Here is a 26,336-nt window from a genome sequence, read left to right as displayed (position 1 = left end):
CCACGCTCTTTCAGGCTGCCGCGATGGAGGCAAATGTCAGGCCTGTGGCATGCACAACCCGTTTCATTGTGCGCAGTGTCGGATTGCCTTTTGGCGAGAGTGAGCGATAGAGACTTTCCCGAGACAGGCCGGTTTTTTCGGCAATTTCCGCCATGCCGCCGCGTGCTTCGATCACATGGCGCAATGCGGTTAGAAAGCCGGCCTCACCGCCGTCTGCATCCAGTTCTTCGAAGGCAAGCCGCAGGTATTCGACGGCAAACGCAGGATCGTTGCGAATCATCTCGATCACACTTTGATCATGGCTACGCGATCTGTTCATGTTGCCCTCCGCTGGTAATCGAGCCAGCACTCGATAGCGTGTTCTATATCGGCTTGCTGTTGGCGCTTGTCGCCGCCGGACAGCAGCAGAACCAGTTGCCTTCCCGCTTTTGCGTAGTAGACCCGGTAGCCGGGGCCGTGGTCGATACGCAACTCCCATACCCCGTTTCCGACGGGTTTGCAGTCTCCGAAAGCCCCAGCGGCCATACGGTTGATGCGCAGGGTAATCCTTGCCTTTGCGGTTCTATCCTTCAGGCGATCCAGCCAATCCTGATAAAGGTCTCGGCCCGTGGCATTCAGATAATGGACGATGTCGTTCATTGGCTTTTAAAGTAGCTTTTAAGCTACTTTCGTGTCAAGAGAGGGAGTCGTAGATTCTCGCAATCAATGTTTGAGAGGTAGGCGAGATCTGTTTCGGGATTGTTCTACGGCGGGTTTTGTGTGGTCGGGCCCTGAGGGCGGTCACTTTGCCGTCATCCCCGTCAATGGATCTGAACAGGTCAGAGGTCGTTCATGGAGTTCTTCGAAAAGCTCACCAGTCTCGCCGCCGAGGTCCGTCTTCAGGGGGCTGCCATTCAGACTGAAGAGGCCACCAAAAACGCTTTTGTCATGCCCTTTATCAACACCGTTCTTGGCTACGATGTTTTCGACCCGCATGAGGTAACGCCAGAGTTTGTCTGTGATGTGGGGACGAAGAAAGGCGAGAAGATTGATTACGAGATCATGAAAGACGGGGAGGTTCAGATTCGGATTGAATGCAAAAAAATCGGCGAATCGCTCAATCTCAATCATGCCTCTCAGCTGTTTCGTTATTTTCATGTCACCAGTGCCCGGATTTCTATCCTGACCAACGGCCAGGTCTACAAATTTTTCACTGATCTCGATGCGCCGTTTCCGTTCCGGTATTGGCGGCGACGATTAAAGTTGTAAACACCCTACCTACACGGCCAGGGGTAACGGAACGATTTGTTCTGATTACACCTGAGCGCCCGGTAGCCAGTCTGATCTTGTTTTCTGGAGGGGGCTGGGCCTGTACGCTCGAAAAGTGGTGGGAAAGATGAGGGATGGAGTTTCATATCAAAAAAAATGAATTCAAATAGCAATATTTTGCGTTTGTCAACCACGTCCAGCGTTGCCAAAATATCGGCCTGACTCCAACGAATGCTCTTTTTCGTGCCTCCCCCGGTACACCGGCTCATTAATATTAATGAGCCTTTTTTATTCAGTGTGAAAAATGATCAAGTCTGCTTTGTCGGGTTTTTATCCGGCACCCTCGAATACCAAGCCCGGAGAATGGTTGCGCGCATCAGTGGGGGCGTGTGCAGGTGTTCTTGTGACAGCCCTGGTGTGCCAATACTTCTATGGGCTGGAGCTGACGCTTCATCTTGTAGGGCCCGTCGGCGCATCGGCTGTTTTATTGTTCGCTGTTTCTACGGGCGCGCTGGCTCAGCCCTGGTCTATCGTCGGCAGTTATTTTGTCGCTACGGTGGCTGCGCTGATAGCAGTGCCGCTACTCGGTCATTCATTTCTGAGTGCCAGTGTCGCCGCAGGATTGGCTATTGGCGGCATGTGCATGCTGCGTTGTCTGCATCCTCCCGGTGGGGCAGTGGCGCTCTGTGTGGTCTTGTCTCAAACCGATTTGGCACCCTTGGGGACGGAGGTTTTTTATCCTGTGATGCTGAATGCCGGGGTTCTCTTGGGGTGTGCGCTGGTATTCAATAATCTGACAGGGGTCCGTTACCCTAAAGCCCATATCAATCCATCGGCGGAGATCAATCACACCAGGGACATCCCTCCGTTCGAGAGGCTAGGTTTTAATAGTGATGATCTGGACGCAGCCCTGGCGGATATTGACGGATTTGTTGACGTTACGAGAGAGGATCTGGAAAGTATTATTCGATCCACTGAAAAGCACGCTTTAAGACGGAGCATGGGGGATATTCAAGCTTCCCATATCATGTCGAGGGACGTGCTGTCAGGGACGCCGGAAACCACTATTAAAGAGGCGGTGCGGATCCTGATGCACCACCACATCAAAACCTTGCCGGTGTTGAATGAAGAAAAACATATTGTCGGCATTATCAGCCTGACGGATATTATCAAGCACCCGGTAACCCGTCGGAGTCGCGGGTTGTCAGGCGTATTTGGGGGCAAGAAAAAAACCTTGTTGAAAGACATCATGCATGCCCCCGTGACCTGTGTGACGACAACGGCCCACATGGTTGAGCTGATACCGTTATTATCAAAGCAGGGTTTGCACTGTATTCCGGTCCTGCAAGATGACGTGTTTGTTGGGGTGATCACACAGACGGACTTGATCGCGGCCTTGCACCGCGATCTGATCGTGCACCTGCATTAGTCAGATCAGTGGGTCCCAGCGTTGAGACCAATCGCTATCCCGAGTGACAATGTCTTTCAATAGTTTTATGGCAAGCTGCAGTTCGGTTGATGATCGGCTACGGGAGTAGACCAGGAAGGTCGGGTAGCTGAATTCTGGCGCTGAGCTGACGCGCTCAAGAATGCCGCTTTCAATATAGGATTGCACGACGCGGGTCCTGAAGTAGCCGGCCCCGCCATTGTCGAGGATATATTGCAGGGCTACGGGCCCCAGGTTGAAGGAAAGCGCCGCCTTTGCCTTCTCCGGCAGGGCCGCATCATGGGATTGCCGAAAACCATCGCCCCAATCAATGTAGACATAAGGTTCAGGCTTGGCGATCAGGCGGACCAGTATCAATTTCTCTTCGAGAATCTGCTCGACCTGCAGGTCGGGCCAGTAGGCCGGTTGATAAACCAGGGCCGCATCTAAAAGGCCGAGCTCCAATTGCCGCAATAGCATTGAGCCGTCCCTGATCTCGGTTTTGATGGCATGGGTCGGTATTGATTTCTGGATCTCGCGCACCCAATCCAGAATAAGCGGATTACATAAACTGACTTCGCCACCGATATGCAATATTTTATGGAAACCTTCGGGCAGGGGTAAATCCCTGACTGCGGCCTCCCAGGTTTGCACCAACTGGTTGGCATAGACAACGAAGGCTTCCCCGTCCGCGGTCAGTTTGGCCCCCGCTTTATTGCGCACAAATAACTTGCTGTTGAGGCTGCTTTCCAGCTTTTGCACGCGTGCGGTGATCGCCGTCTGGGTGACATGCAATCGCTGCGCGGCGGCAATCAGACTGCCGCATCTGACGATTTCCAGGAAGGTTTTAGCCAGCTCGATATCCATGTTCATGCGCCAAAAAATACGTTATGGAGCCACGCGGGGCGGGCCTTGTAAAGGTTGGCCAGAGGGCGGTTTGCCGATCGCTGGCGTGTGCTCGCCAGAGCATGTTGCCCGCTGGAGAAGGGGCGTTCATTTCGGACAATCCCGCTGCTCGATCTGGGCTTCGAACCAACTCAAGACCGCCTTGCAGGCCGGGTGCGCGGCGCGGTTGTCGCGCAGCTTGAGGGCGTAGACGCCACCGGTTTTCAGCGGTTCGCCGAAGGGCACGATCAGGCTGCCACGGTCGATGGCGTCCCGGGCCAGGATCAGGTCGGTCATGGCCACACCCAGCCCACGGGCTGCGGCGTTCAGCGCCAGGTCGTCGAGGTTGAAGAGGATGTTCTTGTAGGTATGCGTCGGCCGATCGGGCTGGGCTTGCAACCAGGTGCTCCATTCCTGGCCATGGGGTGAACCGTGAATCAGCGCATGTCCGGCCAATTCATCGAGTGACGCGGGCGGTGCCAGGTTGCCTTCCAGCCGTGGCGCGCACACCGGAATCAGGTACTCGTCGAACAGGGGGGTCAGTGCCGGTTCATCCAGCCCCTTGGGCAAATACACCACGTAAGCATCGCAATCGCCGCCCAGCTCCGCGTTTTCCAGGTCCATGGCTTCAAAGCCCACGGTTTCTATGGACAGGCTCAGTGCTGGGTTGGCGGCATAAAAAGCGCTGAGCCGAGGCAGCAGCCAACGCACCGCCAGGGACACAAAGATGCGGATGCGAAAGGGGCGGTCCAGTGGTGCCGGGGTCAGGCGCTCTTGCAGGGCACCCAGGGACCTGAGCACTTCCAACGCCACATCAAGCACGTCCCGGCCCTGTTTGGTGAGGGACACCCGACGGCTGGTGCGCTCGAACAAGGGCACGGCGTAATGCTCTTCCAACTGCTGAATCTGCCGGCTCACTGCGCTCTGGGTCAGGTGCAGGCGCGTCGCGGCATCAGTGAAGCTGTTGGTCTCGGCCACATGGACCAATGTCTGCAGAGCCTGCAAGGACGGAAGGCGAAGTGGTTTATTCATGCGTTACCAGCATAGATGGATGAATTAATAACGTTCGTAACCTGGCTTTGATCTTCTTAGATTGTAGGTATGTAGCGCGGCCAGGGTGATGACAGCAATGCCTTGAGCGCATGGATTGTGAAGGAGTGGCAGGCATTGAACAATGTATGTGGCTGGATCGCCCTGGCGGGTGAATCGCCCCAGCGGCCAAAGCTGACAGGCTCGCAGAAAACCGACTGGCTGATTATCGGTGGTGGCATTACCGGTCTTTCGGCCGCCCATAGCCTGGCGCAGATGTTTCCCCAGCAGCGCATTGTGCTGCTCGATCGTCAGCGTGCGGCCCAGGGGGCATCGGCACGTAATTCGGGGTTTGTCGTCAGCCATGAATTGCCCTCGCTCGATGAACTGATCGGCCAGCCCGGCCATGACGGCTATCAACTCGCTTCGCGGATTGGCGTCGTCGCTGGCAAGGAGGTGCGCCAGCGGATTGCCGAGCTCGATATCGAGTGTGAATTCAGCGACGCCGGCTACCATTTTGCGGTTCACCAGCCACAGCATTTGGATCACAGCGAGCTACGCGTGGACACTCTCAATGCCGTGGGTGCCAGTGCTGTGTGCCTGGAGGGCGAAGCGTTGCAGCAACGCCTGGGCAGCGGCTTCTACCAGCGAGCCATCCATTGCGGCGGCAACGGCCTGTTGCAGCCGGCCAAGTATGTCAAAGGCCTGTTGGATCGGCTGCCGGCCCAGGTCGAGGTGTACGAGCACAGCAGTGTCGACGACCTGCAACCGATTGCCGGCAAGGGCTGGCGGGCGCAGACCGCTGGAGGAGAAATCACCGCCGCGCAAGTGCTGGTCTGCGTCGGGGCCTTCCTGCCTCGGGTCGGTCTGCACCGCAGCCGCACTTTTGCCTTGGAACTGAGCGCGAGTATCACTCGGCCCCTGACCGAGGAGCGCTGGAAAACGCTCCTCGACGATCAGGGCTGGGGCGTGCTCTCGACCCTGCCGGGCGGGGCCACGGTGCGCCTGTTGCCGGGCCGCCGCCTGTTGATTCGCAACACCGTCGAATATCGCCAGCGCGACCTCGATAGCACCGACTTGGCGGCTCGGCAGTACCAGCATCTGCTGGGACTGCAGAAACGTTTTCCCGGCATTACTTCGGCGGATATGCAGCACACCTGGACCGGGCACCTGAGTGCCACCCGTTCCGGCGAACCGTATTTCAGTCGTATCGCCGAGCGCCTGCACGGGGTGTCCGGCTGCAATGGCTCCGGGGTTGCGCGTGGCACGTTGTGGGGGCGCTTGCTGGTGGAAATGGCCGCTGGCGGCGACTCCCCGGTGCTCCGCGATGTGCTGGCCCAGGCCCGGCCCGGCTACCTGCCGCCGCGACCGCTGTTCGATATCGGTGCGACAGTGCGCATGGGCTGGGAAGTCCGGCGCGCCCGGCACGAGCGTTAACCGTCGCGGCGAGGTTCGCTGCAATACTAAAACAAGAGAGGGCGGCATCATGATCAAGCGCACAACCACGGCACTGTTAACCCTGGCTTTGTCGGCGGGGGGAGTGCAGGCGGCAGAGTCCGTCAGTATCGCCAACTGGAGTGGTTACATCGCTCCCGACACCCTGACCAACTTCACCGCTCAGACCGGGGTCCAGACGACTTACGATGTGATCGACAGCAACGAAACCACCGAAGCCAAGTTGATGACGGGTGGCAGTGGTTATGATCTAGTCAGCCCGTCCAACCACTTCCTGCCGCGGTTGATCCATGCCGAGGCGATCCAGCCGCTGGACCGGAGCAAACTGCCGAACTGGAAAAACCTCGATCCGAAGTTGATGAAGATCCTGGAGGCCAGCGATCCGGGCAACCGCTACGCGATTCCCTATATGTGGGTGACGACGGGCATCGGCTATAACGTCGACAAGATCAAGGCGATCTTCGGCAACACCGATATCACCCAATCCTGGCAGATGCTGTTCAAGCCGGAGAACATCGAAAAGCTCAAGCAGTGTGGCGTGGCCTTTCTCGATAACCCGACGCAGATGGTGCCGATCACCCTCAACGCTCTTGGGCTTGATCCCCACAGCGAGCAACCGGTGGATCTGAAACGCGCCGAGGCGGCGCTGCTGGCGATTCGTCCGTCGATCCTGTATTTCCATCAGTCCAAATATGTCAGCGACCTGGCCAACGGCAATATCTGCGTGGCCATCGGTTTCAGCGGCGACGTGTTGCAGGCCATGGCCACTGCCAAGCAGGCCAAGAGTGGGGTGAACCTCGGCTACAGCATTCCCAGGGAAGGTTCGACCGTGGCGGTGGACATGGTGGTGATTCCCAAGGGCGCACCGCATCTGGATAACGCCTACACCTATATGAACTACCTGCTGGACCCGAAGGTAATCGCCAATATCAGCAATGCCGTGCAGTACCCCAACGGCAACCTTGCATCGCTGCCATACATCGAACCGGAACTGCGCAACAATCCCGCGGCGTACCCAGCGCCTTCGGTGCTCGATACCCTGTTCACCATCAAGACCATGTCGCCTGCGGGGATGCGCCTGAGTACTCGTCTGTGGACGCGGGTTACCAGTGGGACATGATCTAGTCCCTGCAACAGCTTGAGTACGCCCTGGTGGTTGGCACCAGGGTAGTGGCTTTCTTTCCTCCGCCTTTTCCCGATTTTCGGTCAACTTTTTCGAGTATGGCCTTTTGTTATTACTGGTGACTCTCTAGAATCCGCTCCGCGCTCCGGCCATGGAGGCGCTATGCCATCAATTAGGGAAGTCGTCATGCAAATTGGAAAAATTCTGGGCTTGGCCCTGGTGCTGGGATTGAGTGGTTGCGCCAGCTTCACCAAGGACGAAGTGGCTCCGGTGAAGATGCCGTCGATGTCCAGCTATTCGAACAAGCCGAATGTCTATGTGGACTTCAAGTTCTACCAAGGTGTGCCAAAAAGCGCTTCCGCCGTTGAAGTTCCACAGGCGCGCGACATGCTCAAGCCTGAACTGCAAAAAGTGCTGAACGATTCCGGGCTCTTTGGGCGGGTCACGCTGGATGAGTTCCAGAAGCAGCCTGGTGATTACAACCTGCACCTCAAGGTTTACAACCATCCGGCGGGTGGTGGCCAACTGGTCATGGGCTTTATCAGTGGCCTCAGCCTTATGATCATTCCGGCAATGGCGACCGATCAATACACCATGAGTCTCGAAGCGGTTGACCAGCAAGGGCTGGCAGTCAGCAATGGGAGCAACCATGACTCGATCAATACCTGGATGGGGATCTGGTTTGTGCCTTTGATGGGCAACACTCCGAAAGCGGCGATCAGCGACACCTTCAGCCGCCAGGTCAATGCGCTGCTCAAGCAAATGGTCGAGAGCAATAGCCTGAAATACTCGGCACTTGATTCCGGCGTACCACGCGCCTGATAAACCAAGGGCCGCAATAGCGGCCCTTTTTTTTGCCTTACTTCAAGGCCTGAATGAACTGCGGATCGCTGTACAAGGCTTTCAGCAAATCACGCACCATCGGATTGTAGGCATTGGCGGCGTTCGGAATCGCAATGGCTCCGATAAAATTGCTGCTCCACTCGTGATTCACGTCCTTGGTCGCGTCATAGACCACCTCATTGCCTTTAAGCAAGGTAAAGCGAGCAGAGAGTAGGCCTGTACCGGTACTGGCTCCGGCCGTCAGCTCATTCTTGACCAGCAATACATTCAGGTGCCGCTCCGCTTGAGGGTCCAGCAAGCCGGCTTTGCGCAACTCTTCGTTGATCGCGTCCTGGATATGCAAGGGGATGCTGCCACTCGGCGAGCGGATTGGGTTAGCCCGGACCGTCAGTGAGTCCTGGCCGGGGGCCGCCTTCACCTGGGTATTGCTGATGGGTTGCAGCGGTGGGGTTTGCTTAAGCTGTTGGACGTTTTCGTAGCTCGGTTCGTAGCGGGTCATGGTCACGCCACAACCTTGCAGCAGCAGTGCGAACAATGGAACCAACAGAAGGGACTTCTTCACGGCATATCCTTGCGTGAGTGTAGGGAGGCCGGATTATCGTTTGATGGCCTATAGCTATCAACCATGTTTCAGCTTTGGGTGGAGAAAAGGAAGGAAAGGGGAGCTGAGCTCCCCTTTTTCTGCCTACCTGTTCCCATCAGTTTGTGATTGCTGGTGGTTCCTCTTCCGGCAGCGAATCCACCTGCCGTTGAGCCAGCTCGATCAGATGCACCACGCCCATCGCCACCTTGCGATGGGGGCCGGTGAGGTTGTCGGTGTTTTCGTAGGCGGTGGCCGCAAGGTGAGAAAATTTCTCACGGGCGGCCTGAAAAACGGGGACACATATCACGCCGCTTATAATAGATTTTGTACGGACCTTTCGAATGGATAGAAAACACGATTCTGGATGCTTTTCTAGACCAAACTAAATCACGCCAGATTTTGCGTTGCAGGCAAGTATTGCCCCTATAAAGCGGGTTCAAGTTGAATGCTTTGTACTTTTGTGGTTCTACCCACCATGGATGGCTGACTTTTGGCTTGCAAAATACCTTGATAAACAATAATAAATCAGGAGGTGGTAATGACTACCGAACTTAAACGTGGGCTCAGTCAGCGGCATATAAATATGATCGCTGTAGGCTCTGCTATTGGGGTTGGCCTGTTTTTGGGGTCGGCAAACGCCATTGAAGCGGCTGGCCCTTCTATTGTTCTTGCTTATGCGCTGTGCGGCGCGGCGATACTGTTTGTCATTCGCGCACTTGGGGAGATGGCCGTGGCCAATCCTGTGGCAGGATCATTCAGCCGCTATGCACATATATATATTGGGCCGCTGGCGGGTTTTATAACCGGGTGGACCTACTGGTTTCTCTGGGCGGCTGACGGTATGGCCGAGCTCTCAGCAATATCTCTGTATATGAAGGCGTGGTATCCAAGTGTTCCAAGCTGGGTCTGGGCGTTTTCCGCGCTGATTATTATGCCTCCTTTCAATTTGATTGCGATCAAGGCCTTTGGCGAGTTTGAGTTCTGGGTCTGTCTCATAAAAATTGTCACCGTTTTCGTCATGCTGGCGTTGGGCATAAGCATGATTTTTTGGGGAGTGGGGAATAGTGGTGTCGCGGTAGGAATTTCCAATATCTGGAGTCACGGTGGATTCTTCCCTAACGGAGGGATGGGCTGGCTTCTAGCGCTTCCAATGGTTGGGTTTGCCTACGTGGGGATTGAAATTATTGGCACGACCGCGGGCGAGGCAAAAAATCCGGAGGTGTCGCTCGCTCGAGCCGTAAATACTATTTTCTGGCGGGTGCTATTTTTTTATGTTGGTACGTTGATCGTTATTTTGGCTGTCATTCCGTGGACGGAAATTACCAGTTCCAGCAGCCCGTTTGTGATGGTCTTCGATAAAATGGGGATTCCTTCCGCTGCGGGAATAGTCAATTTTGCATTGTTGACGACTGCGTTATCTGCGCTTAACGCGGGTCTGTTTAGTAACGGTCGCATGCTTTTTAATTTGTCAGAGCAAGGGCAAGCGCCTGTCTGGATGCAGAAAGTGAATAAGGCAGGTATACCTGTAAACGCGGTATTGGTTTCGATTCTGACGCTGGTCGTGGGGGGCTTTCTAAATTACTTTGCACCAGAAAGCGTTTTTGTATGGATGACAGCCATAGCTACATTTGGTGCGATCTGGACGTGGGGCGTGATTTTGGTGTCGCACTATCGTTACAAAAAATACTTCGCTCTGCCGAATGGCAAGTTCAGGGCGCCATTATTTCCCTTTGGATCTATATTTGCCATTGGGTTTCTCCTGCTGATTTTCGTGGTGATGTTCTTCCAGGCCGATACACGGGTGGCGGTGATAGTAGGGCCTATTTGGCTGTTTATTATGACTGTTGTGTATTTTGCCTGCGGTCACCATAAAGTCGATTCGCTCAGCGTTGAGAGCACGCAGCGTGGTTAAGTAAACGTGGGGTTTGTCGGCTGCGAGCAATGGCGTAAATAAAATTACGCCATTGTTGTTGATGTGGAGAAATGTGTTTCGTACTACCGATCCCCGTTTGGGGTGGGGGTTTCCAATACTCGCACATCCAATGTGGCTTTAACACGATCCATAACGACGATGGTTCGAAACCATTTTACATTCGGGTTGTTGTAGAAAAGGCGTTGGGCGATTTCTTGAAATTCTCCCATGTCGGCGACGGTGAGAACTAATAAGAAATCCGCATCGCCGGTGACGTAATAGCACTGTTGGATTTCCGGGCCGGAGAAAGAAACCTTCATCACGTTTAAATCTGTGGCTTGTGTCCGGTCGGCATGAACCTCGACCACCAGGGTTATTATTTGGCCCACCTTGGTCGGATTGATGACCGCCGTGTTGGCGCAAATTACCCCGATTTTTTGTAGACGCTGAATACGTCGTTGGATGGAAGCGGAGGAGCGGTGGACCTGTTCGGAAAGTTTGCGTAGAGGCATAGTGTTGTCCCTTTGGAGGATGTCCAGAAGAGCCAGATCAAATGTATCCAGCGTAGTATCAACTTTCATATGAAAATACTTCCCGTTTTTCCGTCTAAAAATGATAGCACTTATATGCTTTGACGTAATAAATTACCACTGACACAGGTGAATCTGAAGGAGTTTTTATGCATTGGCACACAAAGCTTGTCCAGCCACAAACGCTCGCGCCAAAAGGGTTTAAGTCGTTAACTGTTCCAACCTATCGAGGCTCGACTGTTCTCTTCGAACGCCAAGCTGACGTTGTCGATCATTGGGAACAGCACGACGATCGTTATACTTATGGTCTTTATGGTACTCCAACTGCACTGGAACTCGGTGCACGCATTTGCCAACTGGAGAATGCTTATCACACCTTCGTGGTACCTGGCGGTCAAGCAGCAATCGCACTTGTCTATTTTGCTACCTGCCAGGCGGGCAGCCATGTGTTAGTGCCTTACAATGCATATGGGCCAAATAAAGAAATGGCCAGCGGGCTTCTGAAAAGGTTCGGTGTACATGTAGAATTTTATGATCCATTGATCGGAGAGGGCATCGCAGAACTCATCCGGCCTGAGACAGCCTTGATTTGGACGGAGAGTCCAGGGTCCGTCACAATGGAGGTTCAAGACATCCCGGGCATTTGCAAGGCGGCTAGTGCCCTTGGTGTGCCTGTCGCCATCGATAATACTTATTCCGCAGGAATATTGTTCGATGCCTTTGCTCAGGGTGTCAATATTAGCGTGCAAGCACTTACCAAGTATGTCGGTGGGCACAGTGATCTGCTTTTGGGCAGCGTTTCTGTCCGTGATGAACGAACGAAAATGGAGGTGGGGAGCAGCTTTAAGCAGCTGGGTTTGGCGGTATCTCCTGATGATTGCAGTCTGGCCTTGCGTGGGCTTCAAACCCTAGGTATTCGTATGGCGCACCTAGAGAAGTCGACGATTGAAATCGCAGAGTGGCTCGATAGAAACCAGGTGATTCAAACAGTATTTCACCCTGCTTTTCCATCGTGTCCCGGACATGAGTATTGGATCCGGGATTTTATCGGATCGGCAAGTGTATTCTCTGTTTTGTTCAGTGAGGAATACTCCGCCGATCAAGTCCTAAAATTTGTCGATGCACTTCGTCTGTTTAAAATTGGAATGAGTTGGGGCGGCGTCACCAGTTTGGCTCTGGTCTACCCTAAGCTGGATCGGCCGAATAAAGACTATGCCGGACGATTGGTACGACTCAATGTGGGCCTGGAGGACACGGCTGACCTGATCGCTGACTTGAAGCAAGCAATGGAAAAAATGGAAACCATCAGATCAGCAGGCAGTTGCGCGGGTATGAGGCGTTGATTTTGACGGCCTGGCGCAATCCCACCCATAAAAAAACCGGCCACTGAGGGCCGGTTTTTTGTCTTCGTCGCGCTGTTCAGCAACGTCGGACTGGATTTGATTGGAGCGGGTAGAGGGAATCGAACCCTCAACTAAAGCTTGGGAAGCTTTCGTTTTGCCACTAAACTATACCCGCAGATAGAACGGCTGACTTTGTACCAGATGTGGCCGGGGATTTGAAGTTTTTCTTTGGAAATCTGTGTTTTAACGCGGGCGTCGGGTCGGCGGTAGTGCCGGGAAGGCCAATACCCTTCAGCAGGATCGAGCGTGGCTCCTGTCGGTGCTGGACTTGCCTGCGAGACTTCTGCTGGCCACTCGGGCCTCTTCGCTGGCAAGCCAGGCTCCTACAAGGGATTTGCGTTCATCGAGGGATTTGCGTTCGTTCGCCAGAACTGGGCAACCCCGCGATAGCCCACGTTCACATGGCCTGTGCATGGTGCTCCTGAACGTGTCGGTAGTACCGCGATCGACTTTCCTGGTGCGTCGGCTTGAGGAACTCCAGCAACGCATGACGGCTGTCGCGGCAGGCGGACTTGTGTTCCATGTCGAGAAAGTGCCCGGTGCTGCGGATCGTGGTGAAGTGGCTGTGGCGCACATGCTGGCCAAACTGCAGCGCATCCTTGGGCGAGGTGTATTCGTCCCATTCGCCATTCATGAACAGCACCGGTACTTCGATTCGTTTCGCTGCCGTCAGGTAGCACAGCCGGTCACTGTTGAGCACATGGCCGATATGGAAGTGCATCTGCTCGTATTCATGCTCGGCCAGGCTGCTGACATGCCGGTAGTTGTAGCGCTTGAACAGCGACGGCAAATGCTTGCCGATGGTGCTGTTGACCAGGTGGCCCATGCGGTCGCGGTCGCAGGCGCGGAGGTAGCCGACGCCCCGTTCCAGATAGTCGCGCATCGGTTCGCTGAGCACCGGCGAGAAGGAACTGATCACCGCCTTTTCGATCCGCCGTGGCTGATGCGCCAGGGCCACCAGGGTCGCCGCACTGCCCCAGGAAAAGGACATCACGTGCTCGGCGGCGAAGTGGTCGATCAACTCCAGGAGGATCTGCCCTTCGACTTCCTTGGTCAGCATTTTCTCGTGACGGTTGTGGGCCTTGGACTTGCCCGCGTAGGGCTGGTCGTAGCACACGACGTTATATTGCGGGTGCAGGTTCTTCACTGTCTGTGCAAACGACGCAGTGGTGGCCATCGAGCCGTTGACCAGGATGATGGTCTTTTCTGCGGCATCTGCGCGATAGAACTCCGTGTAAACCCGATACTGCCCCTGTATATCCAACACAGCAATTTCTGGCCTCATGTCAAAAGACTCCTGGCAAGCGGGTATGCGCGCAACGAACTGTGCACGAGCTATATGACAGGTAGGCATTCGCCTGGAATGTTGCAGGCCCATGTCGGTCCGTTGAAGCCTGGCCGACGGGTATTGTTATAGGCGGGCAATCTGCCGGAGAGCGAGAGCCGGTGGGCCTCGCAGCCGACAAAGAGTTTCTTGGAATAGTCATGTGACTCGTCAGTCATATTTTGGCTGACGGTCTGATTCAAGCAGGCATGTGCCGATTGTGCAAGGAACGATTTGTCATAACTCGGTGACTTCTGCTCAGCGGTCGTCGTCGCGCTCAGATCCGGTCGATTTCTTCGCTGCGTAGCGGGCGGTATTGTCCCGGGGCCAGTTGTTCATCCAGCACCAGCGGCCCCATGGCTTCACGGTGCAGGCGCAGGACCTTGTTGTCGAAGTGGCCGAACATGCGCTTGACCTGGTGATAACGGCCTTCGACGATGCTCAACCGGGCGCTGCGCGGGCCGAGCAACTCTAGCGTGGCGGGCTGGGTGGTGAGGTCTTCGAAGGCGAAATACAGGCCACGGGCGAAACTTTCGGCGTACTCGGGGCCGATGATTTGCTCCGTCTCCACGTAGTAGACCTTGGGCAGTTTGGTCTGCGGCTGGGTCAGCCGGCGCGACCACTGGCCATCGTTGGTCAGGATCATCAGCCCGGTGGTGTTGAAGTCCAGGCGGCCGGCGATGTGCAACTCGGCGGCTTCGGGTTCGTCGATCAGGTCGAGGACGGTGCGGTGCTCCGGGTCGCGGGTGGCACTGACGCAGCCCTGGGGTTTGTGCAGCATGAAGTAGCGTGGCGGGCGGCCTGCCTGCAGCACGTCGTCGTCGACCTCGACCTGGCTGAACTCGCGAACTTCATGATGGGGATCGGCGACGATCAGGCCGTCGACCTTGATTCGTTTTTGCACCAGCAACAGGCGCACCTGCTGGCGGTTGAAGCGGGGCAGGTTGCTGAGGAAACGGTCAAGGCGCATGGCTGAAAACTTCGGGGTGGGCGAGCATATTAGGTTATGGCGCAGGTGCTGGGGGCGCCTTCAGTTGCTCGTCTACTTGCGCGCAACGCGGACACAGGCAGGCGGCGTTGCGCAGTTCGTCGGGCAAGGCTTCGAGTATCGCCGGGTCGATGCTGACGTTGTAGCACCAGCAGGGCCGGTCGGCTGTGCGCGGGTCGGCCAGGGTGCAGTCATTGCGTGCACCGCAGGCCGGGCAGAGGCCGGGGTCATTCATGGGCGGATTTCGACAGGTCGCTGCAGACGCGGTTGCGTCCGCTCTGTTTGGCCCGGTACAGCGCATGATCGGCCCGGGCCAGCAGGCTGTGCAGGGTGTCGTCAGGTTGCAGCGAGGTCAGGCCGATGCTGACGGTTAGTTGCAGGTTTTGGCTGTTGTAGCTGTAGCGTTGTTGTTCGATATGCTGGCGAATTTTCTCGGCGATCAGTTGGGCATTGGCGCCGTCGGTGTCCTTGAGCAGGACAATGAATTCCTCGCCACCCCAGCGGCAAATGATTTCCGACTGACGCAGGCAGCCTTCCAGGTCCCGGGCAAATCCGCTCAGTACGGCATCGCCAGCAAGGTGGCCGTGGCTATCGTTGAGTTGCTTGAAGTGATCCAGATCCAGCAGCAGCGCGGTCAGCGGCTTGGGTTCGCGGTGAGCCTCGTGCAAAGCCTGGGCCGCCAGCAGGTCGAAGCCCCGGCGGTTGGGCAGGCCGGTGAGGCTATCGAGGGTCGCCAGGGCCTGGATCTTGCGCTGGTAGCGATGGATCACGCGGTTGAGCAGGGCCAGCACGATCAGGGTCACCACCAGGCAGATCAGCAGGTTCAGGTACAGCGACTGGCGAATCCCGCTGAGGGCGCCGTCTTCGCGCTTGTCGACGAACAGGTACCAATTCAGCTCTGGAATAAAGCGCACATTGAGGAAGTGCTCCTTGCCGTCCGGCTCCGTGTACTCGTAGCTGCCATCGTGGGGCTTGGGCAGCTTGGCCTGCAGGTTCTTCATGCTCGCCAGGTCGTTCAGCGACTGCCCGGCCCGGGCACCTTCGGGGCCGCCGTCGGCGCCGGTCAGTACGAGGCGGCCGAAGGTGTCGACGAAGTACACGCTGCGCTGGTAGCGCTGCTGGTACTTGTCCATCAGCTTGACCACCGCGTCCACGGTCAGGCCGACACCCGCCGCGCCGATAAAGTGCTCGTCGTAGTCGAAGACCTTGTAATTGATGAAGAAGGTCAGGCGGTTATTGTTGGCGGTGTCCGGATCGACATTGATCTCGTAGGGCGCCTGCATGTCCCGCACGCGGAAATACCAGAGGTCGTTGGGGTCGTCGATGCGGATTTTCTTCAACACGCCCTTGGCCTGGTAGTAGGTCAGGTTGCTGGCGGATATGAAGAAGGCGGTGTAGGTGCCGTAGTGGGTCATGACCTCGTTGAGGTAGCGGGTCATCTGCTGCGGGTCGCGTTCGCCGGCCACCACCCAGTCACGCATGAAGGTGTCGCGGGCCATCATCGAGGAAATCAGCACCGGGCGGACCAGGTCCTTCTGGATTTCCGAGTAGACCGTGTCGGAGGTCAGGGGCAGTTCGGTGTTGACGATACCGTCGCGGATCGAGGCGCGCGAGGCATAGTAGCTGAGCAGGGAGGTGGCGAGGAAACCGCTGGCGAGCAGGGCGATCAGCGTCAGGATCAGCGAGCGTTGCGAGTAGAGTACTGAGCGAAGCGGCATGACGATTCCGTAGGCGGGTTCCCGATGGACGCATTCTAGTGGCACGGATAAAAAATGCCTGCACATTTTGCAGGGAGTTCGGGCGTCCCGACCACGGCTTGCTGAATGCTTCCGTATAGGCGGTGGCGGTCTACGCTCCTGTGCGACCAACACGAATGAGGGCTGCATCATGGGGTTTGCTTTAACACGGGCCTTGTCAGGCTGTTTGATGTTGCTGTGCCTGGGGTCGGCGCTGGCGGCGACCGCACCGGCGGATGAAGCGCCGGCGGCCAAGGCACTGTTGGAAAAGGCCGTGGCTTATTACCGCGACCAGGGCGACAAGGCATTCGCGGCGTTCAGTCGCCAGGGCGAGTTCGTCGATCAGGACCGCTATGTGTTTGTGGTCGACACCCGAGGGGTGATGCTGGCCAGCGGTGGGCCGTCTTCAGCGTTGATCGGGCACGACGTATCCGAGGCCCTGGGCCTGGATTTGCGCAAGGCATTCAAGGACACGCTCAAGACCCCGGAAGGCAGCGGCATCCACGAGGCCGAGTATCGCTGGCAGAACTGGAATGATGGCAAGGTCGAGCGCAAGCGGGTGTTTTTCCAGCGGGTCGGTGAGCGCATCCTCGCGGTCGGTTATTACCTGCCCCGAGCCTCGCCGCAGCAGGCCGAAGCCTTGCTGGCCAGGGTGGCGACCGATCTGGGCAAGGACAAGCAGGCCACGCTCGAGTCGATCAATGCACTGGGTTTCCTGGAGGACGACCTGTATGTCTTCGTGGTGGACCTGAAAACCCATCGTTACCTGGCCCACGGGACCAACCTGCGACTGGTGAACACCGACTTCAGCAAGATCAGGGACCCCGACGGCAAACCGGTGGGGGAGCCGATCCTGGCGCTGATGGCCAAGCAGGAGCGCGCAGAGTATGAGTATCGCTGGAAGAATCCGGTGACCGGAAAGATCGAAGACAAGCATGCCTACCTGAGGCGGGTCGGGCAGTACCTGGTGGCGGTCGGCTACTACAGCCCTTGACCGACCCCACCAGGGAATTCCGTCGACTAGCGGGCCTTGTCTTCGCGCCCGCGCAGGACCTTGTTCGGCATCGCCAGCGCCGCCGTCAGGCCCAGCAGGGCGACGGCGGCGCTGATCAGCAGCAGGTGCCGGAAGGTCAACAGCAGCTCGGCGCGCAAGGCGTCGCGCGCCGGACCTTCGGCGCTGTTCAGGCCTTCGAGCAGGGCATTGCCCGAACTGCCTTCGGTGACCAGCGAAGCGCCGGCCAAATGGCTCAGGCTGGAGTCCTGCAACAGCGCCAGCAACAACGCCGACATCAGTGCCACGCCCATCGCGCCGCCGAGGGAGCGGAACAGGTTGGTGGTGCTGGTGGCGACGCCGATATCGTGCTGTGCCACGGAGTTCTGCGTGCCCACCAGCGAGGTGGGGAACTGCAGGCCGCCGGCGATCCCGCTGAGCAGCATGAACAGGCTGCTGAGCAGCACCGCCTGGGGTGGGGTAAACGCCATGCCGAGGATGCTCAGCGGCATCAATAGCGCACCGATCAGGATCAGCGGTTTGTAGTAGCCGGTCACCGAGGTCCGCCGTCCGGCAAAGTAGGCGCCCATGGGCAGCCCCATCGCCAGCGGCAGCAAGTGCAGGGCCGCGCTGTCGGCGCCGGCCCCGGTCACGCTCTGGAAGCGCAGGGGCATCAGTACGGTGAGGGAGATCGCCTGGAAGCTGGTGAAGAATATCGTGCACCAGCACAGCAGGGCGTTGCGGTTGAGGAACAGGTGCATCGGCAGCAAGGGCTCCACGGTGTGTCGCTCATGCAGGACAAACAGCAGCAGGGCGATCAGCGCCGTGACCAGCAGGCCCAGGACCTGTCCGTCATTCCAGTGGTGGCCCTGGCCGATGAAGGTGATGCCCAGCAGCAGGGCGGTCAGGCCGATGATCATCAGCACGGTGCCGAGATAATCGATGATCGGCTTGCGCTGCGGTATCGGCAGGCCGACCAGGGTGCGGTGGGCCACCAGCCAGGCACCCAGGCCCAGCGGCAGGTTGATCAGGAACACCCAGCGCCACGACAGGTACTCGGTCATATAGCCGCCGAGGACCGGCCCGGCCACGCTGGCCACCGCGTACATGCTGCTGAAATAACCCTGGTAACGGCCGCGTTCGCGGGGCGGGATAATGTCGCCGATAATCGCCTGGCTGACCGAAATCATGCCGCCAGCGCCGATGCCCTGGATGATCCGCGCCAGCACCAGTTGCTCCATGCTCTGGGCCATGCCGCAGAACAGCGAGGCAAGGGTGAACAGGCCCATGCCGAACAGCATCAGCCGGCGTCGACCGTAGAGATCGCCGAGCTTGCCGTAGATCGGCACGGCCACGGTCATGGCCACCATGTAGCCGGAAATCACCCAGGCGAGCAGGCCGACATCCTTGAATTGGGCGGAGATGGCGGGCATCGAGACGGCGACAATGGTCTGGTCCAGCGCACCGAGGAAAATCGCCAGCATCAAGGCGATCAGGATACTGCGAATCGCCGGCTTCGTTTGGCCGGGCTGATTGAGATTGGTCACGGTAGAACCTGCAAGCAGTGGTTGACCCGCTCACCAGGCAAGTGCGCGGGGATGCTTGCCAGTGTACTCGATAGCCTGCTATTCGATAGCCTCGTAAGTACAACTGCCGAGATTATCTCAATGCACTCAGGCTGGCCGTATGGGGCACGCAGAAATCCAGGTGGCAGGTGGATAACCCCCGTGGCGTCTGTCGTATCTGTTCTACCCGCCAGGCCGCGGTGGCGTAGAGCGCTACAACGGCGGTGACAGCTAATACGGCGGCACACTTTCTTGTTTTTAGAATATTCATGCTCTTGACCTCTGACTCTGCCGGACTCAGTTCGCTAGAAGGCACTGATTCAAGCCTAGGTCAGTTGTCGGGAGTTGCCAGTCACACTCGGCGTATCGTAGGCGCGCTATTCAGCCGCTGGATCGGCCAGTCTTTATAATCCCTCGTCCCAGAGTGGCACTTCGGGAAAGCGCTGCACCAGGAAGTCGAGCATGCTGCGCAGCGTCGCCGGCATGTGTTTGCGTGAGGCGTACACCGCATAGATGTTCATCAGTATCGGTTCGGCCTGGGGCAGCAGGCGCACCAATTCGCCACGTTTGATATAGGCCCCGGCCTGGTAGGTCGGCAGCATCGAGATACCGGCCCCGGCGATCACCGCCTGCATCAGGGTGCTGGCCTCGTTGGCGCTGATATTGCCCTGCACCGGCACTGAAACCTGTTCTCCGTCCTGCTTGAAATGCCAGAGGCTTTTGCCGAAGTAGGAGTGGGTCAGGCAGTTGTGTCGGCTCAGGTCTTCCACCCGCTGCGGCGCTGGGTGTTCGCGCAGATAGGCCGGGGAAGCGCAGATCACCGAGCGACAGACGGTCAGTCGGCGGGCGATCAGGTTCGGGTCCAGCTCGGTGCTGGTGCGAATCGCCAGGTCGATGCGCTCGTCCACCAGGTTCACCGTGCGGTCGAGCATCTGCAGGTCGACGCTGACACCCGGATGATGCTTGACGTATTCGGCCATGGCATCGGCCAGTTGTGCCAGGCCGAATGAGGTGCTGACGCTGATCCGCAACAGCCCGCGCGGCGCCTCGTCCGGTACGCTGACGGCGGCTTGCAGGTCCGCCGACAATTCCAGCATCTGGCGGCAGCGTGGCAGGGTTTCGTTGCCGGCGGCGGTCAGGCTCAGCTTTCGGGTGGTACGGTGCATCAGCCGGGCGCCGACCCAGTCCTCCAGCTCCGCGAGGTAGCGCGATACCACCGGGCGCGACAGGTCCAGATGGTCGGCCGCCGCCGACTGGCTGCCCAGGTCGACCACCGTGACGAAGACCCGCATTGCTGTAAGACGATCCATGATTTGACCACTTTCAGAAACAAACTATGTTCCAGCATCGCATTTTTTGTATCGGTTCGGGCAACTAAGCTCTGTTCATCGCCATCACGGCCAACAGATCTCGGAGTTGCACATGATCGGATTGTCTTTGTTTCGTCGCCTCTTGCTCGCCAGCGCCACCCTGGGTTTTGTCGCCCACGCGGCGGCAGCCCAGCCGGCCTTGACCCTGGATGTCTACAATCCTGGGACCTCGGCGATTTTCCCGGTGAGTTCGGTGCTGGTCAGCGGTGAGAAGGAGGCAATCCTGGTGGATGCCCAGTTCGGCAAATCCCAGGCCGAACAACTGGTGGAAAAAATCCGCGCCAGCGGCAAGCAACTGACCACCATCTACATCAGCCATGGCGACCCGGACTACTACTTCGGCCTGGATACCCTTACCCAGGCGTTCCCCCAGGCCAAGGTGCTGGCATCGGCGCCGACCGTGGCGCATATCAAGGCCACCGTCGACGGCAAGCTGGCTTTCTGGGGGCCGAAAATGGGCGCCGATGTGCCGGCGCACACGGTGGTGCCCCAGGTGCTCAAGGGCGATCGCCTGACGCTGGAAGGGCGTGAGCTGAAAGTTATCGGTTTGAACAGCCAGCAACCGGATCGCACCTTTGTCTGGATTCCGTCGATCAAGGCGGTCGTGGGCGGTGTGGTGGTGGCGGAAAACATCCATGTGTGGATGGCTGACACCCAGACCGCGCAGTCCCATCGGGCCTGGTTGGCAACGCTGCAACACATCCAGGCGCTGAAACCCAAGACCCTGGTGCCCGGTCACTTCCTTGGCGACAGCTCGCGTTCCCTTGCGGCGGTGCAATTTACCGCGGACTACATCAAGGCCTTCGACGAAGAGACCGCCAAGGCCAAGGATTCCGCTGAACTGATTGCGGCGATGAAGAAGCGTTATCCGGGCCTCGGCGAGGAGTCCTCCCTGGAGCTCAGCGCCAAGGTCGCCAAGGGCGAGATGAAGTGGTGAGTTCGCTCACCTGTTGATTGGACTGGACGTATCTGTAGATCAGCCTTCCTGCTCCCTGGGCGGGAAGGCCCCCTCGACGCACAGCGTCATTCGATTGGAACTGGAGAGTGTCATGAGCAAGATTGCAATCATTGGTGCCACCGGCCGTGCCGGTAGCCAGTTGCTGGAAGAAGCCCTGCGTCGCGGCCACAGCGTGACCGCCATTGCCCGTAACCCGGCGAAGATCGCCGAGCGTGCCGGTGTGGTGAAAAAGGCGGTCGATGCGCTGGATGCCGCGGCGTTGGAAGCGGCGGTTGCCGGTCACGATGTGGTGATCAGCGCCGCGCATTTCGCCACCCTGCCGGCCGCGGCGGTGATCGGTCCGGTGAAGAAGGCCGGGGTCAAGCGCCTGCTGGTGGTCGGCGGTGCCGGTTCGCTGCTGTTGCCAGGTGGCGGTCGGGTGATCGACAGCCCGGGCTTTCCGGCGGAGTACAAGGCTGAGGCCAGTGCGGGGGCGGAGTTCCTTGAGAGCTTGCGCCAGGAAAAGGAACTTGATTGGAGCTTTCTGTCGCCGTCGGCGGAGTTTGTCGAAGGCGAGCGTACCGGGCACTTCCGCCTGGGCAAGGATGACCTGCTGGTGAGTGCCGAAGGTCGCAGCTGGATCACCTTTGCCGATTACGCCATCGCCCTGCTGGATGAAGTCGAGAAACCGGCACACTCGCGTCAGCGCTTCGCCGTCGGCTACTGAGTTTTAGCGATACGCCGTGCCTCCCGTGGGAGCCGGCTTGCTGGCGATGAACGATAACGCGGTCTGTCTGAGACACCGCGGCGTCTGCATCGCCAGCAAGCCGGCTCCTGCAGGTCTTATCAAACCCGCGTGGCCGCCTGCGCCACCAGCCACTCCATCAACTCCCGCAACTCTGGCGCCGTCCCGGCCCGTTCCGGGTAGACCAGGTAATACGCCTGCCCGGTGCGCACCCGCAAATCGAACGGCATCACCAACCTTCCGGCACTCAGGTCCTCGCCGATCAACGCCCAATCGCCAATTGCCACGCCAGTGCCCTGGGACGCCACGCTCATCGCCAGGTCCAGGGTGTCGAAATGCTGTCCCTTGCCAATATTGCTGACCCGCGCGCCGGCTACCTTGAGCCAGGCTTCCCAGTCCCGCTGGTCGCGGGTGGGATGCAGGAGCATATGCTGCTCGAGGTCGGCGAAGCTGTTCAGCGGCACCGGACCTTCCAGCAGTTGCGGTGAGCAAACCGGCGTCAGTTGCTCGTCGAACAGATGGTGAGACGCCACCGAGGGCCCCGGCGCCGGGCCATAGACCACGGCGGCATCGAATTCTTCCCGGCGGAAATCCACCGCGTGCTGCACCGTGGTGGTCAGCTCCACGGGCACGTCCGGGCGTTCCTTCTGCCATTGCAACAGGCGTGGCAGCAGCCAGCGCATCATGCAGGTCGGGGCCTTGAGTTGCAGGGCCTCGCGCCGGGCGCCGACCTGATCCACCGCTTCGTCGATCAGGTTGAACACCTGCTGGATCCGCGGAAACAACTCGCGGCCCTGGGCCGTCAGGCTCAGGCCACGGGCCTGGCGCTGGAACAGCGCATAACCCAGGTGGCTCTCCAACCCGGCGATCTGCCGGCTCACCGCACCCTGGGTGATGTGCAGCAGCTCGGCCGCGCGGGTGAAGTTGCAGCACTGGGCGGTGACCAGGAAGGTATGCAGAGCGGGCAGCGGTGGCGGACGTTTCATGGCGGGGCAGCTCAGGCATGACGACAGGACATGCCTAGTATGACTATTTTTGCCTTGTGCCCGCCATCGGCCAAACGCTCCAATAACCCTATCGCTGTGCTCATCGGCAGCATGGCTTATACGAACAAGAAGGGCGGGACAGATGGCGACGTGCGGCGAAGTATTGGTCAAGTTACTGGAAGGCTACGGGGTCGAGCAGGTGTTCGGCATTCCCGGCGTGCATACCGTGGAGCTCTATCGCGGGCTGGCATCATCGAGCATCGAGCATGTCACGCCGCGCCATGAACAGGGCGCCGGCTTTATGGCCGACGGCTATGCCCGCACCAGCGGCAAGCCGGGGGTGTGCTTTATCATCACCGGCCCCGGCATGACCAATATCACCACGGCGATGGGCCAGGCCTATGCCGACTCGATCCCGATGCTGGTGATCTCCAGCGTCCAGTCCCGCAGTCAACTGGGCGGTGGGCGCGGCAAGCTGCACGAGTTGCCGAACCAGGGCACGCTGGTCGCGGGTGTCGCGGCGTTCTCCCATACGCTGATGTCGGCGGCCGAATTGCCGGCGGTGCTGGCCCGGGCCTTCGCGCTGTTCCAGGCCGGGCGGCCGCGTCCGGTGCATATCGAGATTCCTCTCGATGTACTGGTGGAAAACGCCGATGCCTTGCTCGACAGTCAGCCGGTGCAGATTACCCGTGCCGGCGCCGCCCCCGCGGCGATCGCGCAAATGGCCGAACTGCTGGCCAAGGCCCGCCATCCGCTGATCCTCGCCGGTGGCGGTGCCATCGATGCTGCCGCCGCGCTGACCCGGTTGGCAGAGCGGCTGGAGGCTCCGGTGGCCCTGACCATCAACGCCAAGGGCATGTTGCCGTCGCGCCATCCGCTGCTGATCGGATCGACCCAATCCATGGTCGCGACCCGTGCCCTGGTGGCGGATGCCGACGTGGTCCTGGCCATCGGCACGGAGCTGGCGGAAACCGACTACGACATCACCTTTGCCGGTGGTTTCGAGATTCCCGGCACCTTGCTGCGGGTCGATATCGACCCGGATCAGACCGTGCGCAACTATCCGCCCAAGGTCGCGCTGGTGTCCGATTCGCGGACCGCCGCCGAGGCGTTGCTCGCCGCCGTCGAAGGCCAGGCGCTGGCTGCACGCCAAGGCGATTGGGGAGCGCAACGCGCCGCCGCCTTGCGCGCCGAACTGGATGCGCTTTGGGACGCTCCGACCCGTGCCCAGACGCAATTCCTCAACACCGTTCTCGAGGTGTTGCCGGAGGCGGTGCTGGTGGGTGACTCGACCCAACCGGTCTACACCGGCAACCTGACCCTGAACCCGGAGCACCCACGGCGCTGGTTCAACTCGTCCACCGGCTACGGCACCCTCGGTTATGCCTTGCCGGCGGCCATCGGTGCCTGGTTGGGCGGCGCCAGCGAACGCAGCCAGCGGCCTCCTGTGGTCTGCCTGATCGGTGACGGCGGCTTGCAGTTCACCCTGTCGGAACTGGCCAGCGCGGTGGAAGCGCGGACCCCGATCATCGTGCTGCTTTGGAACAACCAGGGCTACGAAGAGATCAAGAAATACATGGTCAATCGCGCTATCACCCCGGTTGGCGTGGATATCTATACCCCGGACTTTATCGGTGTTGCCCGAGCCCTGGGTTGCGTGGCCGAGGCCGTTTCCGGTGTTGAGACCTTGCGTAGCGCCCTGGAGGCCGCCGCGGATCGCCAGGGACCGACCCTGATCGAAATCGACCAGCACCTGTGGATGGAAGGGGAGGCCTGGTGATGAAAGTGCAGATGAATCAGGACGGCCTCTATATCGACGGCCAATGGCGTTCCGGCAGCGAACAGCTGCGGGTGATCAATCCGGCGACTGAGGCTCTGCTCGGCAGCGTTTCCGGTGGCGATGGACAGGCGGTGGAACAGGCGGTGAGCGCGGCGAGCCGGGCTTTTGCCGGTTGGTCGGCGACCACCGGGGCACAGCGTGGCGCTGTGCTGCGCAGGATTGCCGAGGGCGTGCGCGAGCGCCGCGAAACCCTGATGCACCTGCAATCGAGCAACAACGGCAAACCGCTGTTCGAGGCGGGCATCGATGTCGATGATGTGATTGCCACCTTCGAATATTACGCGGGCCTGGCCGAGGCCCTCGACGGGCAGCAGGACAAAACGGTCGAGCTGCCCAGCGACGCCTTCGCCGCCCATGTCCGCCGCGAGCCGTGCGGGGTGGTGGGGCTGATCGTGCCGTGGAATTTCCCGATGGTCACCACTGCCTGGAAGCTGGCTCCGGCCCTGGCCGCCGGTTGCTGCGTGGTGCTCAAACCGTCGGAAGTCACGCCGCTGCCGGAGCTGGAACTGGCGTCGATCATTGCTGAGAGCGGCTTGCCAGCCGGGGTCTTCAACCTGGTCTGCGGCACCGGCCTGGCCGTCGGCGCGCCCTTGGCGGCCGACCCTCGGGTGGCGAAGATTTCCTTCACCGGCAGCAATGCGGTGGGAGTCCAGGTGATGCAGCGGGCAGCGGAAACCGTGAAGGGCGTCAGCCTGGAACTGGGGGGCAAATCGGCGCTGCTGGTGATGGCCGATGCCGACCTCGATCTGGCGGTGGAGCTCGCCAGTGGCGGCGGTTTCTTCAATGCCGGGCAGATGTGCTCGGCCACCAGCCGGGTGCTGGTGGCGGAGGAGATCGCCGATGAATTCCTGCTGCGCCTCACTGCGCGGGCCGAGGCCATTTGTGTGGCGGACCCGTTCGACCCCGAGGTGGAAATGGGCGCGCTGGTCAACCAGGCGCAATACCAGCGTGTGCTCGCTCATATCGACCGTGGCCTGAGTGTCGGTGCCCGACTGGTCTGTGGCGGCGGACGTCCGCCGGAGCTCGCGCGCGGTTATTTTTTGCGACCGACCATCTTCACCGAAGTGCCCCTGGACAGTGCGTTATGGCGTGAAGAAATTTTCGGCCCGGTGCTCTGTGTGCGCAGTTTTACCAGCGAGGCCGAGGCATTGGCGCTGGCCAACGACAGCGAGTTCGGCCTGGTGGCCAGCGTGGTCAGCAGCAATGCCCAGACCGCGCAACGTATCGCCAATGCCTTGCAGGCCGGGCTGGTATGGATCAACGCGCCGCAGGTGATCTTCCCGCAAACCGCCTGGGGCGGCTACAAGCAGAGCAGCCTGGGCCGTGAGCTGGGGCCTTGGGGCTTGCAGGCCTTCCAGGAAATCAAACATGTGATTCGCGCCCTGTAAAACAGGGCAGTGCATGCCTCGAAATGAGG

25 protein-coding genes, 1 tRNA gene and 1 pseudogene are annotated in these 26,336 nt (G+C 59.0%); 12 read left to right on the top strand and 15 right to left on the bottom strand.

The genetic code is table 11. From position 1 onward, the window contains the following. Positions 1-10: 10 nt before the first annotated feature. Together M5C01_RS11160 and M5C01_RS11155 are read right to left on the bottom strand one after the other, a co-directional pair. Positions 11-319 carry an addiction module antidote protein gene (locus tag M5C01_RS11160; RefSeq protein ID WP_152737978.1) on the bottom strand — a complete coding sequence of 103 codons (309 nt, stop codon included), beginning with the start codon at positions 317-319 and terminating at the stop codon, positions 11-13. Continuing rightward, positions 316-639 carry a type II toxin-antitoxin system RelE/ParE family toxin gene (locus tag M5C01_RS11155; protein ID WP_152737981.1) on the bottom strand — a complete coding sequence of 108 codons (324 nt, stop codon included), beginning with the start codon at positions 637-639 and terminating at the stop codon, positions 316-318. Before M5C01_RS11155 ends, M5C01_RS11160 begins: the two co-directional genes overlap by 4 nt. A gap of 192 nt (positions 640-831) precedes the next feature. On the opposite strand from M5C01_RS11155, the pseudogene M5C01_RS11150 reads away from it, so the two are divergent. Together M5C01_RS11150 and M5C01_RS11145 are read left to right on the top strand one after the other, a co-directional pair. Further along, positions 832-1,209 (top strand): annotated as a pseudogene (locus M5C01_RS11150) (type I restriction endonuclease); the annotation flags it as partial. A gap of 343 nt (positions 1,210-1,552) precedes the next feature. Further along, complete coding sequence (locus tag M5C01_RS11145; protein ID WP_152737987.1) at positions 1,553-2,677, top strand: HPP family protein; 1,125 nt, start codon at positions 1,553-1,555, stop codon at positions 2,675-2,677. Here the strand turns inward: M5C01_RS11145 and M5C01_RS11140 are convergent, their stop codons facing one another. Both M5C01_RS11140 and M5C01_RS11135 read right to left on the bottom strand, forming a co-directional pair. After that, complete coding sequence (locus tag M5C01_RS11140; protein WP_152737990.1) at positions 2,678-3,541, bottom strand: LysR family transcriptional regulator; 864 nt, start codon at positions 3,539-3,541, stop codon at positions 2,678-2,680. It lies immediately after the preceding gene. A 126-nt stretch (positions 3,542-3,667) separates the two neighbouring features. Next, on the bottom strand, positions 3,668-4,591 hold the full coding sequence (locus tag M5C01_RS11135; RefSeq protein ID WP_152737992.1) for a LysR substrate-binding domain-containing protein: 924 nt from the start codon (positions 4,589-4,591) through the stop codon (positions 3,668-3,670). 135 nt (positions 4,592-4,726) lie between these two features. On the opposite strand from M5C01_RS11135, the gene M5C01_RS11130 reads away from it, so the two are divergent. The 3 genes from M5C01_RS11130 to M5C01_RS11120 all read left to right on the top strand — a co-directional run bounded on the left by M5C01_RS11130 (position 4,727) and on the right by M5C01_RS11120 (position 7,988). Then, complete coding sequence (locus M5C01_RS11130) at positions 4,727-6,025, top strand: FAD-binding oxidoreductase (protein ID WP_152737995.1); 1,299 nt, start codon at positions 4,727-4,729, stop codon at positions 6,023-6,025. A gap of 49 nt (positions 6,026-6,074) precedes the next feature. Then, complete coding sequence (locus M5C01_RS11125; RefSeq protein ID WP_152737998.1) at positions 6,075-7,163, top strand: polyamine ABC transporter substrate-binding protein; 1,089 nt, start codon at positions 6,075-6,077, stop codon at positions 7,161-7,163. A 189-nt stretch (positions 7,164-7,352) separates the two neighbouring features. Further along, a complete protein-coding gene (locus M5C01_RS11120) occupies positions 7,353-7,988 on the top strand; it encodes a hypothetical protein (RefSeq protein WP_152738001.1) in 636 nt (211 codons plus the stop codon). 37 nt (positions 7,989-8,025) lie between these two features. Here the strand turns inward: M5C01_RS11120 and M5C01_RS11115 are convergent, their stop codons facing one another. Next, positions 8,026-8,571 carry a hypothetical protein gene (locus M5C01_RS11115; RefSeq protein WP_177099892.1) on the bottom strand — a complete coding sequence of 182 codons (546 nt, stop codon included), beginning with the start codon at positions 8,569-8,571 and terminating at the stop codon, positions 8,026-8,028. A 559-nt stretch (positions 8,572-9,130) separates the two neighbouring features. Between M5C01_RS11115 and M5C01_RS11110 the strand changes: the two genes are divergently transcribed. Then, the gene (locus M5C01_RS11110; protein ID WP_152738006.1) at positions 9,131-10,504 is read left to right on the top strand and encodes an amino acid permease; all 1,374 of its coding nucleotides are present in this window, start codon (positions 9,131-9,133) and stop codon (positions 10,502-10,504) included. Between the two features lie 83 nt (positions 10,505-10,587). Here the strand turns inward: M5C01_RS11110 and M5C01_RS11105 are convergent, their stop codons facing one another. Beyond that, complete coding sequence (locus M5C01_RS11105) at positions 10,588-11,085, bottom strand: Lrp/AsnC family transcriptional regulator (RefSeq protein ID WP_152738010.1); 498 nt, start codon at positions 11,083-11,085, stop codon at positions 10,588-10,590. A gap of 98 nt (positions 11,086-11,183) precedes the next feature. Here M5C01_RS11105 and M5C01_RS11100 point away from each other — a divergent pair, with 98 nt between their 5' ends. After that, positions 11,184-12,377, top strand: a complete 1,194-nt coding sequence (locus M5C01_RS11100) for a cystathionine beta-lyase (protein WP_152738013.1) — start codon at positions 11,184-11,186, stop codon at positions 12,375-12,377. A 101-nt stretch (positions 12,378-12,478) separates the two neighbouring features. Here M5C01_RS11100 and M5C01_RS11095 read toward each other — a convergent pair. The 5 genes from M5C01_RS11095 to M5C01_RS11075 all read right to left on the bottom strand — a co-directional run bounded on the left by M5C01_RS11095 (position 12,479) and on the right by M5C01_RS11075 (position 16,467). Then, a tRNA-Gly gene (locus M5C01_RS11095) sits at positions 12,479-12,552 on the bottom strand. Between the two features lie 282 nt (positions 12,553-12,834). Next, positions 12,835-13,722 (bottom strand): alpha/beta hydrolase, encoded by an 888-nt coding sequence (locus M5C01_RS11090; protein ID WP_152738016.1) that lies wholly within the window; start codon positions 13,720-13,722, stop codon positions 12,835-12,837. A gap of 316 nt (positions 13,723-14,038) precedes the next feature. Next, entirely contained in the window at positions 14,039-14,731 is a 693-nt protein-coding gene (locus M5C01_RS11085) for a pseudouridine synthase (RefSeq protein ID WP_103496358.1), read from the bottom strand. A gap of 34 nt (positions 14,732-14,765) precedes the next feature. Continuing rightward, on the bottom strand, positions 14,766-14,984 hold the full coding sequence (locus tag M5C01_RS11080) for a cysteine-rich CWC family protein (RefSeq protein ID WP_152738019.1): 219 nt from the start codon (positions 14,982-14,984) through the stop codon (positions 14,766-14,768). Further along, positions 14,977-16,467 (bottom strand): sensor domain-containing diguanylate cyclase, encoded by a 1,491-nt coding sequence (locus M5C01_RS11075; protein ID WP_152738022.1) that lies wholly within the window; start codon positions 16,465-16,467, stop codon positions 14,977-14,979. Before M5C01_RS11075 ends, M5C01_RS11080 begins: the two co-directional genes overlap by 8 nt. A 169-nt stretch (positions 16,468-16,636) precedes the next feature. On the opposite strand from M5C01_RS11075, the gene M5C01_RS11070 reads away from it, so the two are divergent. After that, entirely contained in the window at positions 16,637-17,479 is an 843-nt protein-coding gene (locus M5C01_RS11070) for a cache domain-containing protein (RefSeq protein ID WP_152738025.1), read from the top strand. 26 nt (positions 17,480-17,505) lie between these two features. Here M5C01_RS11070 and M5C01_RS11065 read toward each other — a convergent pair whose 3' ends face one another. From M5C01_RS11065 to M5C01_RS11055, 3 genes are all read right to left on the bottom strand, one after another. Continuing rightward, entirely contained in the window at positions 17,506-19,023 is a 1,518-nt protein-coding gene (locus tag M5C01_RS11065; RefSeq protein WP_178129805.1) for an MDR family MFS transporter, read from the bottom strand. Between the two features lie 112 nt (positions 19,024-19,135). Continuing rightward, a complete protein-coding gene (locus M5C01_RS11060) occupies positions 19,136-19,312 on the bottom strand; it encodes a hypothetical protein (RefSeq protein WP_248764307.1) in 177 nt (58 codons plus the stop codon). A 133-nt stretch (positions 19,313-19,445) separates the two neighbouring features. Continuing rightward, positions 19,446-20,351, bottom strand: coding sequence for a LysR family transcriptional regulator (locus M5C01_RS11055; RefSeq protein WP_152738031.1), 906 nt, complete (start codon positions 20,349-20,351; stop codon positions 19,446-19,448). A gap of 112 nt (positions 20,352-20,463) precedes the next feature. On the opposite strand from M5C01_RS11055, the gene M5C01_RS11050 reads away from it, so the two are divergent. Together M5C01_RS11050 and M5C01_RS11045 are read left to right on the top strand one after the other, a co-directional pair. Next, on the top strand, positions 20,464-21,348 hold the full coding sequence (locus tag M5C01_RS11050; protein ID WP_152738034.1) for an MBL fold metallo-hydrolase: 885 nt from the start codon (positions 20,464-20,466) through the stop codon (positions 21,346-21,348). Between the two features lie 112 nt (positions 21,349-21,460). Beyond that, positions 21,461-22,075: an NAD(P)-dependent oxidoreductase gene (locus tag M5C01_RS11045; RefSeq protein WP_152738037.1), complete on the top strand. Its 615-nt coding sequence runs from the start codon at positions 21,461-21,463 to the stop codon at positions 22,073-22,075. Between the two features lie 119 nt (positions 22,076-22,194). On the opposite strand, the gene M5C01_RS11040 is transcribed toward M5C01_RS11045, so the two are convergent. Further along, the gene (locus tag M5C01_RS11040) at positions 22,195-23,079 is read right to left on the bottom strand and encodes a LysR substrate-binding domain-containing protein (RefSeq protein WP_152738041.1); all 885 of its coding nucleotides are present in this window, start codon (positions 23,077-23,079) and stop codon (positions 22,195-22,197) included. Between the two features lie 142 nt (positions 23,080-23,221). On the opposite strand from M5C01_RS11040, the gene M5C01_RS11035 reads away from it, so the two are divergent. Together M5C01_RS11035 and M5C01_RS11030 are read left to right on the top strand one after the other, a co-directional pair. Continuing rightward, positions 23,222-24,859, top strand: coding sequence for a 5-guanidino-2-oxopentanoate decarboxylase (locus M5C01_RS11035; RefSeq protein ID WP_152738044.1), 1,638 nt, complete (start codon positions 23,222-23,224; stop codon positions 24,857-24,859). After that, positions 24,859-26,307 carry an aldehyde dehydrogenase family protein gene (locus tag M5C01_RS11030; protein WP_248764306.1) on the top strand — a complete coding sequence of 483 codons (1,449 nt, stop codon included), beginning with the start codon at positions 24,859-24,861 and terminating at the stop codon, positions 26,305-26,307. Before M5C01_RS11035 ends, M5C01_RS11030 begins: the two co-directional genes overlap by 1 nt. Positions 26,308-26,336: the final 29 nt, after the last annotated feature.

Origin of the sequence: Pseudomonas sp. MWU12-2319 (assembly GCF_023242525.1) — a bacterium.
Taxonomy (GTDB): domain Bacteria; phylum Pseudomonadota; class Gammaproteobacteria; order Pseudomonadales; family Pseudomonadaceae; genus Aquipseudomonas; species Aquipseudomonas gingeri_D.
Note: the sequence above shows the minus strand (reverse complement) of the source record. Positions and strands in the feature narration are given on the sequence as shown.

What these genes read in the sequence shown, in the direction of transcription:
- M5C01_RS11160 (WP_152737978.1), bottom strand. Translation starts at nt 319, where the DNA reads ATGAACAGATCGCGTAGCCATGATCAAAGTGTGATCGAGATGATTCGC.
- M5C01_RS11155 (WP_152737981.1), bottom strand. Translation starts at nt 639, where the DNA reads ATGAACGACATCGTCCATTATCTGAATGCCACGGGCCGAGACCTTTAT.
- M5C01_RS11145 (WP_152737987.1), top strand. Translation starts at nt 1,553, where the DNA reads ATGATCAAGTCTGCTTTGTCGGGTTTTTATCCGGCACCCTCGAATACC.
- M5C01_RS11140 (WP_152737990.1), bottom strand. Translation starts at nt 3,541, where the DNA reads ATGGATATCGAGCTGGCTAAAACCTTCCTGGAAATCGTCAGATGCGGC.
- M5C01_RS11135 (WP_152737992.1), bottom strand. Translation starts at nt 4,591, where the DNA reads ATGAATAAACCACTTCGCCTTCCGTCCTTGCAGGCTCTGCAGACATTG.
- M5C01_RS11125 (WP_152737998.1), top strand. Translation starts at nt 6,075, where the DNA reads ATGATCAAGCGCACAACCACGGCACTGTTAACCCTGGCTTTGTCGGCG.
- M5C01_RS11120 (WP_152738001.1), top strand. Translation starts at nt 7,353, where the DNA reads ATGCAAATTGGAAAAATTCTGGGCTTGGCCCTGGTGCTGGGATTGAGT.
- M5C01_RS11110 (WP_152738006.1), top strand. Translation starts at nt 9,131, where the DNA reads ATGACTACCGAACTTAAACGTGGGCTCAGTCAGCGGCATATAAATATG.
- M5C01_RS11105 (WP_152738010.1), bottom strand. Translation starts at nt 11,085, where the DNA reads ATGAAAGTTGATACTACGCTGGATACATTTGATCTGGCTCTTCTGGAC.
- M5C01_RS11100 (WP_152738013.1), top strand. Translation starts at nt 11,184, where the DNA reads ATGCATTGGCACACAAAGCTTGTCCAGCCACAAACGCTCGCGCCAAAA.
- M5C01_RS11090 (WP_152738016.1), bottom strand. Translation starts at nt 13,722, where the DNA reads ATGAGGCCAGAAATTGCTGTGTTGGATATACAGGGGCAGTATCGGGTT.
- M5C01_RS11085 (WP_103496358.1), bottom strand. Translation starts at nt 14,731, where the DNA reads ATGCGCCTTGACCGTTTCCTCAGCAACCTGCCCCGCTTCAACCGCCAG.
- M5C01_RS11080 (WP_152738019.1), bottom strand. Translation starts at nt 14,984, where the DNA reads ATGAATGACCCCGGCCTCTGCCCGGCCTGCGGTGCACGCAATGACTGC.
- M5C01_RS11075 (WP_152738022.1), bottom strand. Translation starts at nt 16,467, where the DNA reads ATGCCGCTTCGCTCAGTACTCTACTCGCAACGCTCGCTGATCCTGACG.
- M5C01_RS11070 (WP_152738025.1), top strand. Translation starts at nt 16,637, where the DNA reads ATGGGGTTTGCTTTAACACGGGCCTTGTCAGGCTGTTTGATGTTGCTG.
- M5C01_RS11060 (WP_248764307.1), bottom strand. Translation starts at nt 19,312, where the DNA reads ATGAATATTCTAAAAACAAGAAAGTGTGCCGCCGTATTAGCTGTCACC.
- M5C01_RS11055 (WP_152738031.1), bottom strand. Translation starts at nt 20,351, where the DNA reads ATGGATCGTCTTACAGCAATGCGGGTCTTCGTCACGGTGGTCGACCTG.
- M5C01_RS11050 (WP_152738034.1), top strand. Translation starts at nt 20,464, where the DNA reads ATGATCGGATTGTCTTTGTTTCGTCGCCTCTTGCTCGCCAGCGCCACC.
- M5C01_RS11045 (WP_152738037.1), top strand. Translation starts at nt 21,461, where the DNA reads ATGAGCAAGATTGCAATCATTGGTGCCACCGGCCGTGCCGGTAGCCAG.
- M5C01_RS11040 (WP_152738041.1), bottom strand. Translation starts at nt 23,079, where the DNA reads ATGAAACGTCCGCCACCGCTGCCCGCTCTGCATACCTTCCTGGTCACC.
- M5C01_RS11035 (WP_152738044.1), top strand. Translation starts at nt 23,222, where the DNA reads ATGGCGACGTGCGGCGAAGTATTGGTCAAGTTACTGGAAGGCTACGGG.
- M5C01_RS11030 (WP_248764306.1), top strand. Translation starts at nt 24,859, where the DNA reads ATGAAAGTGCAGATGAATCAGGACGGCCTCTATATCGACGGCCAATGG.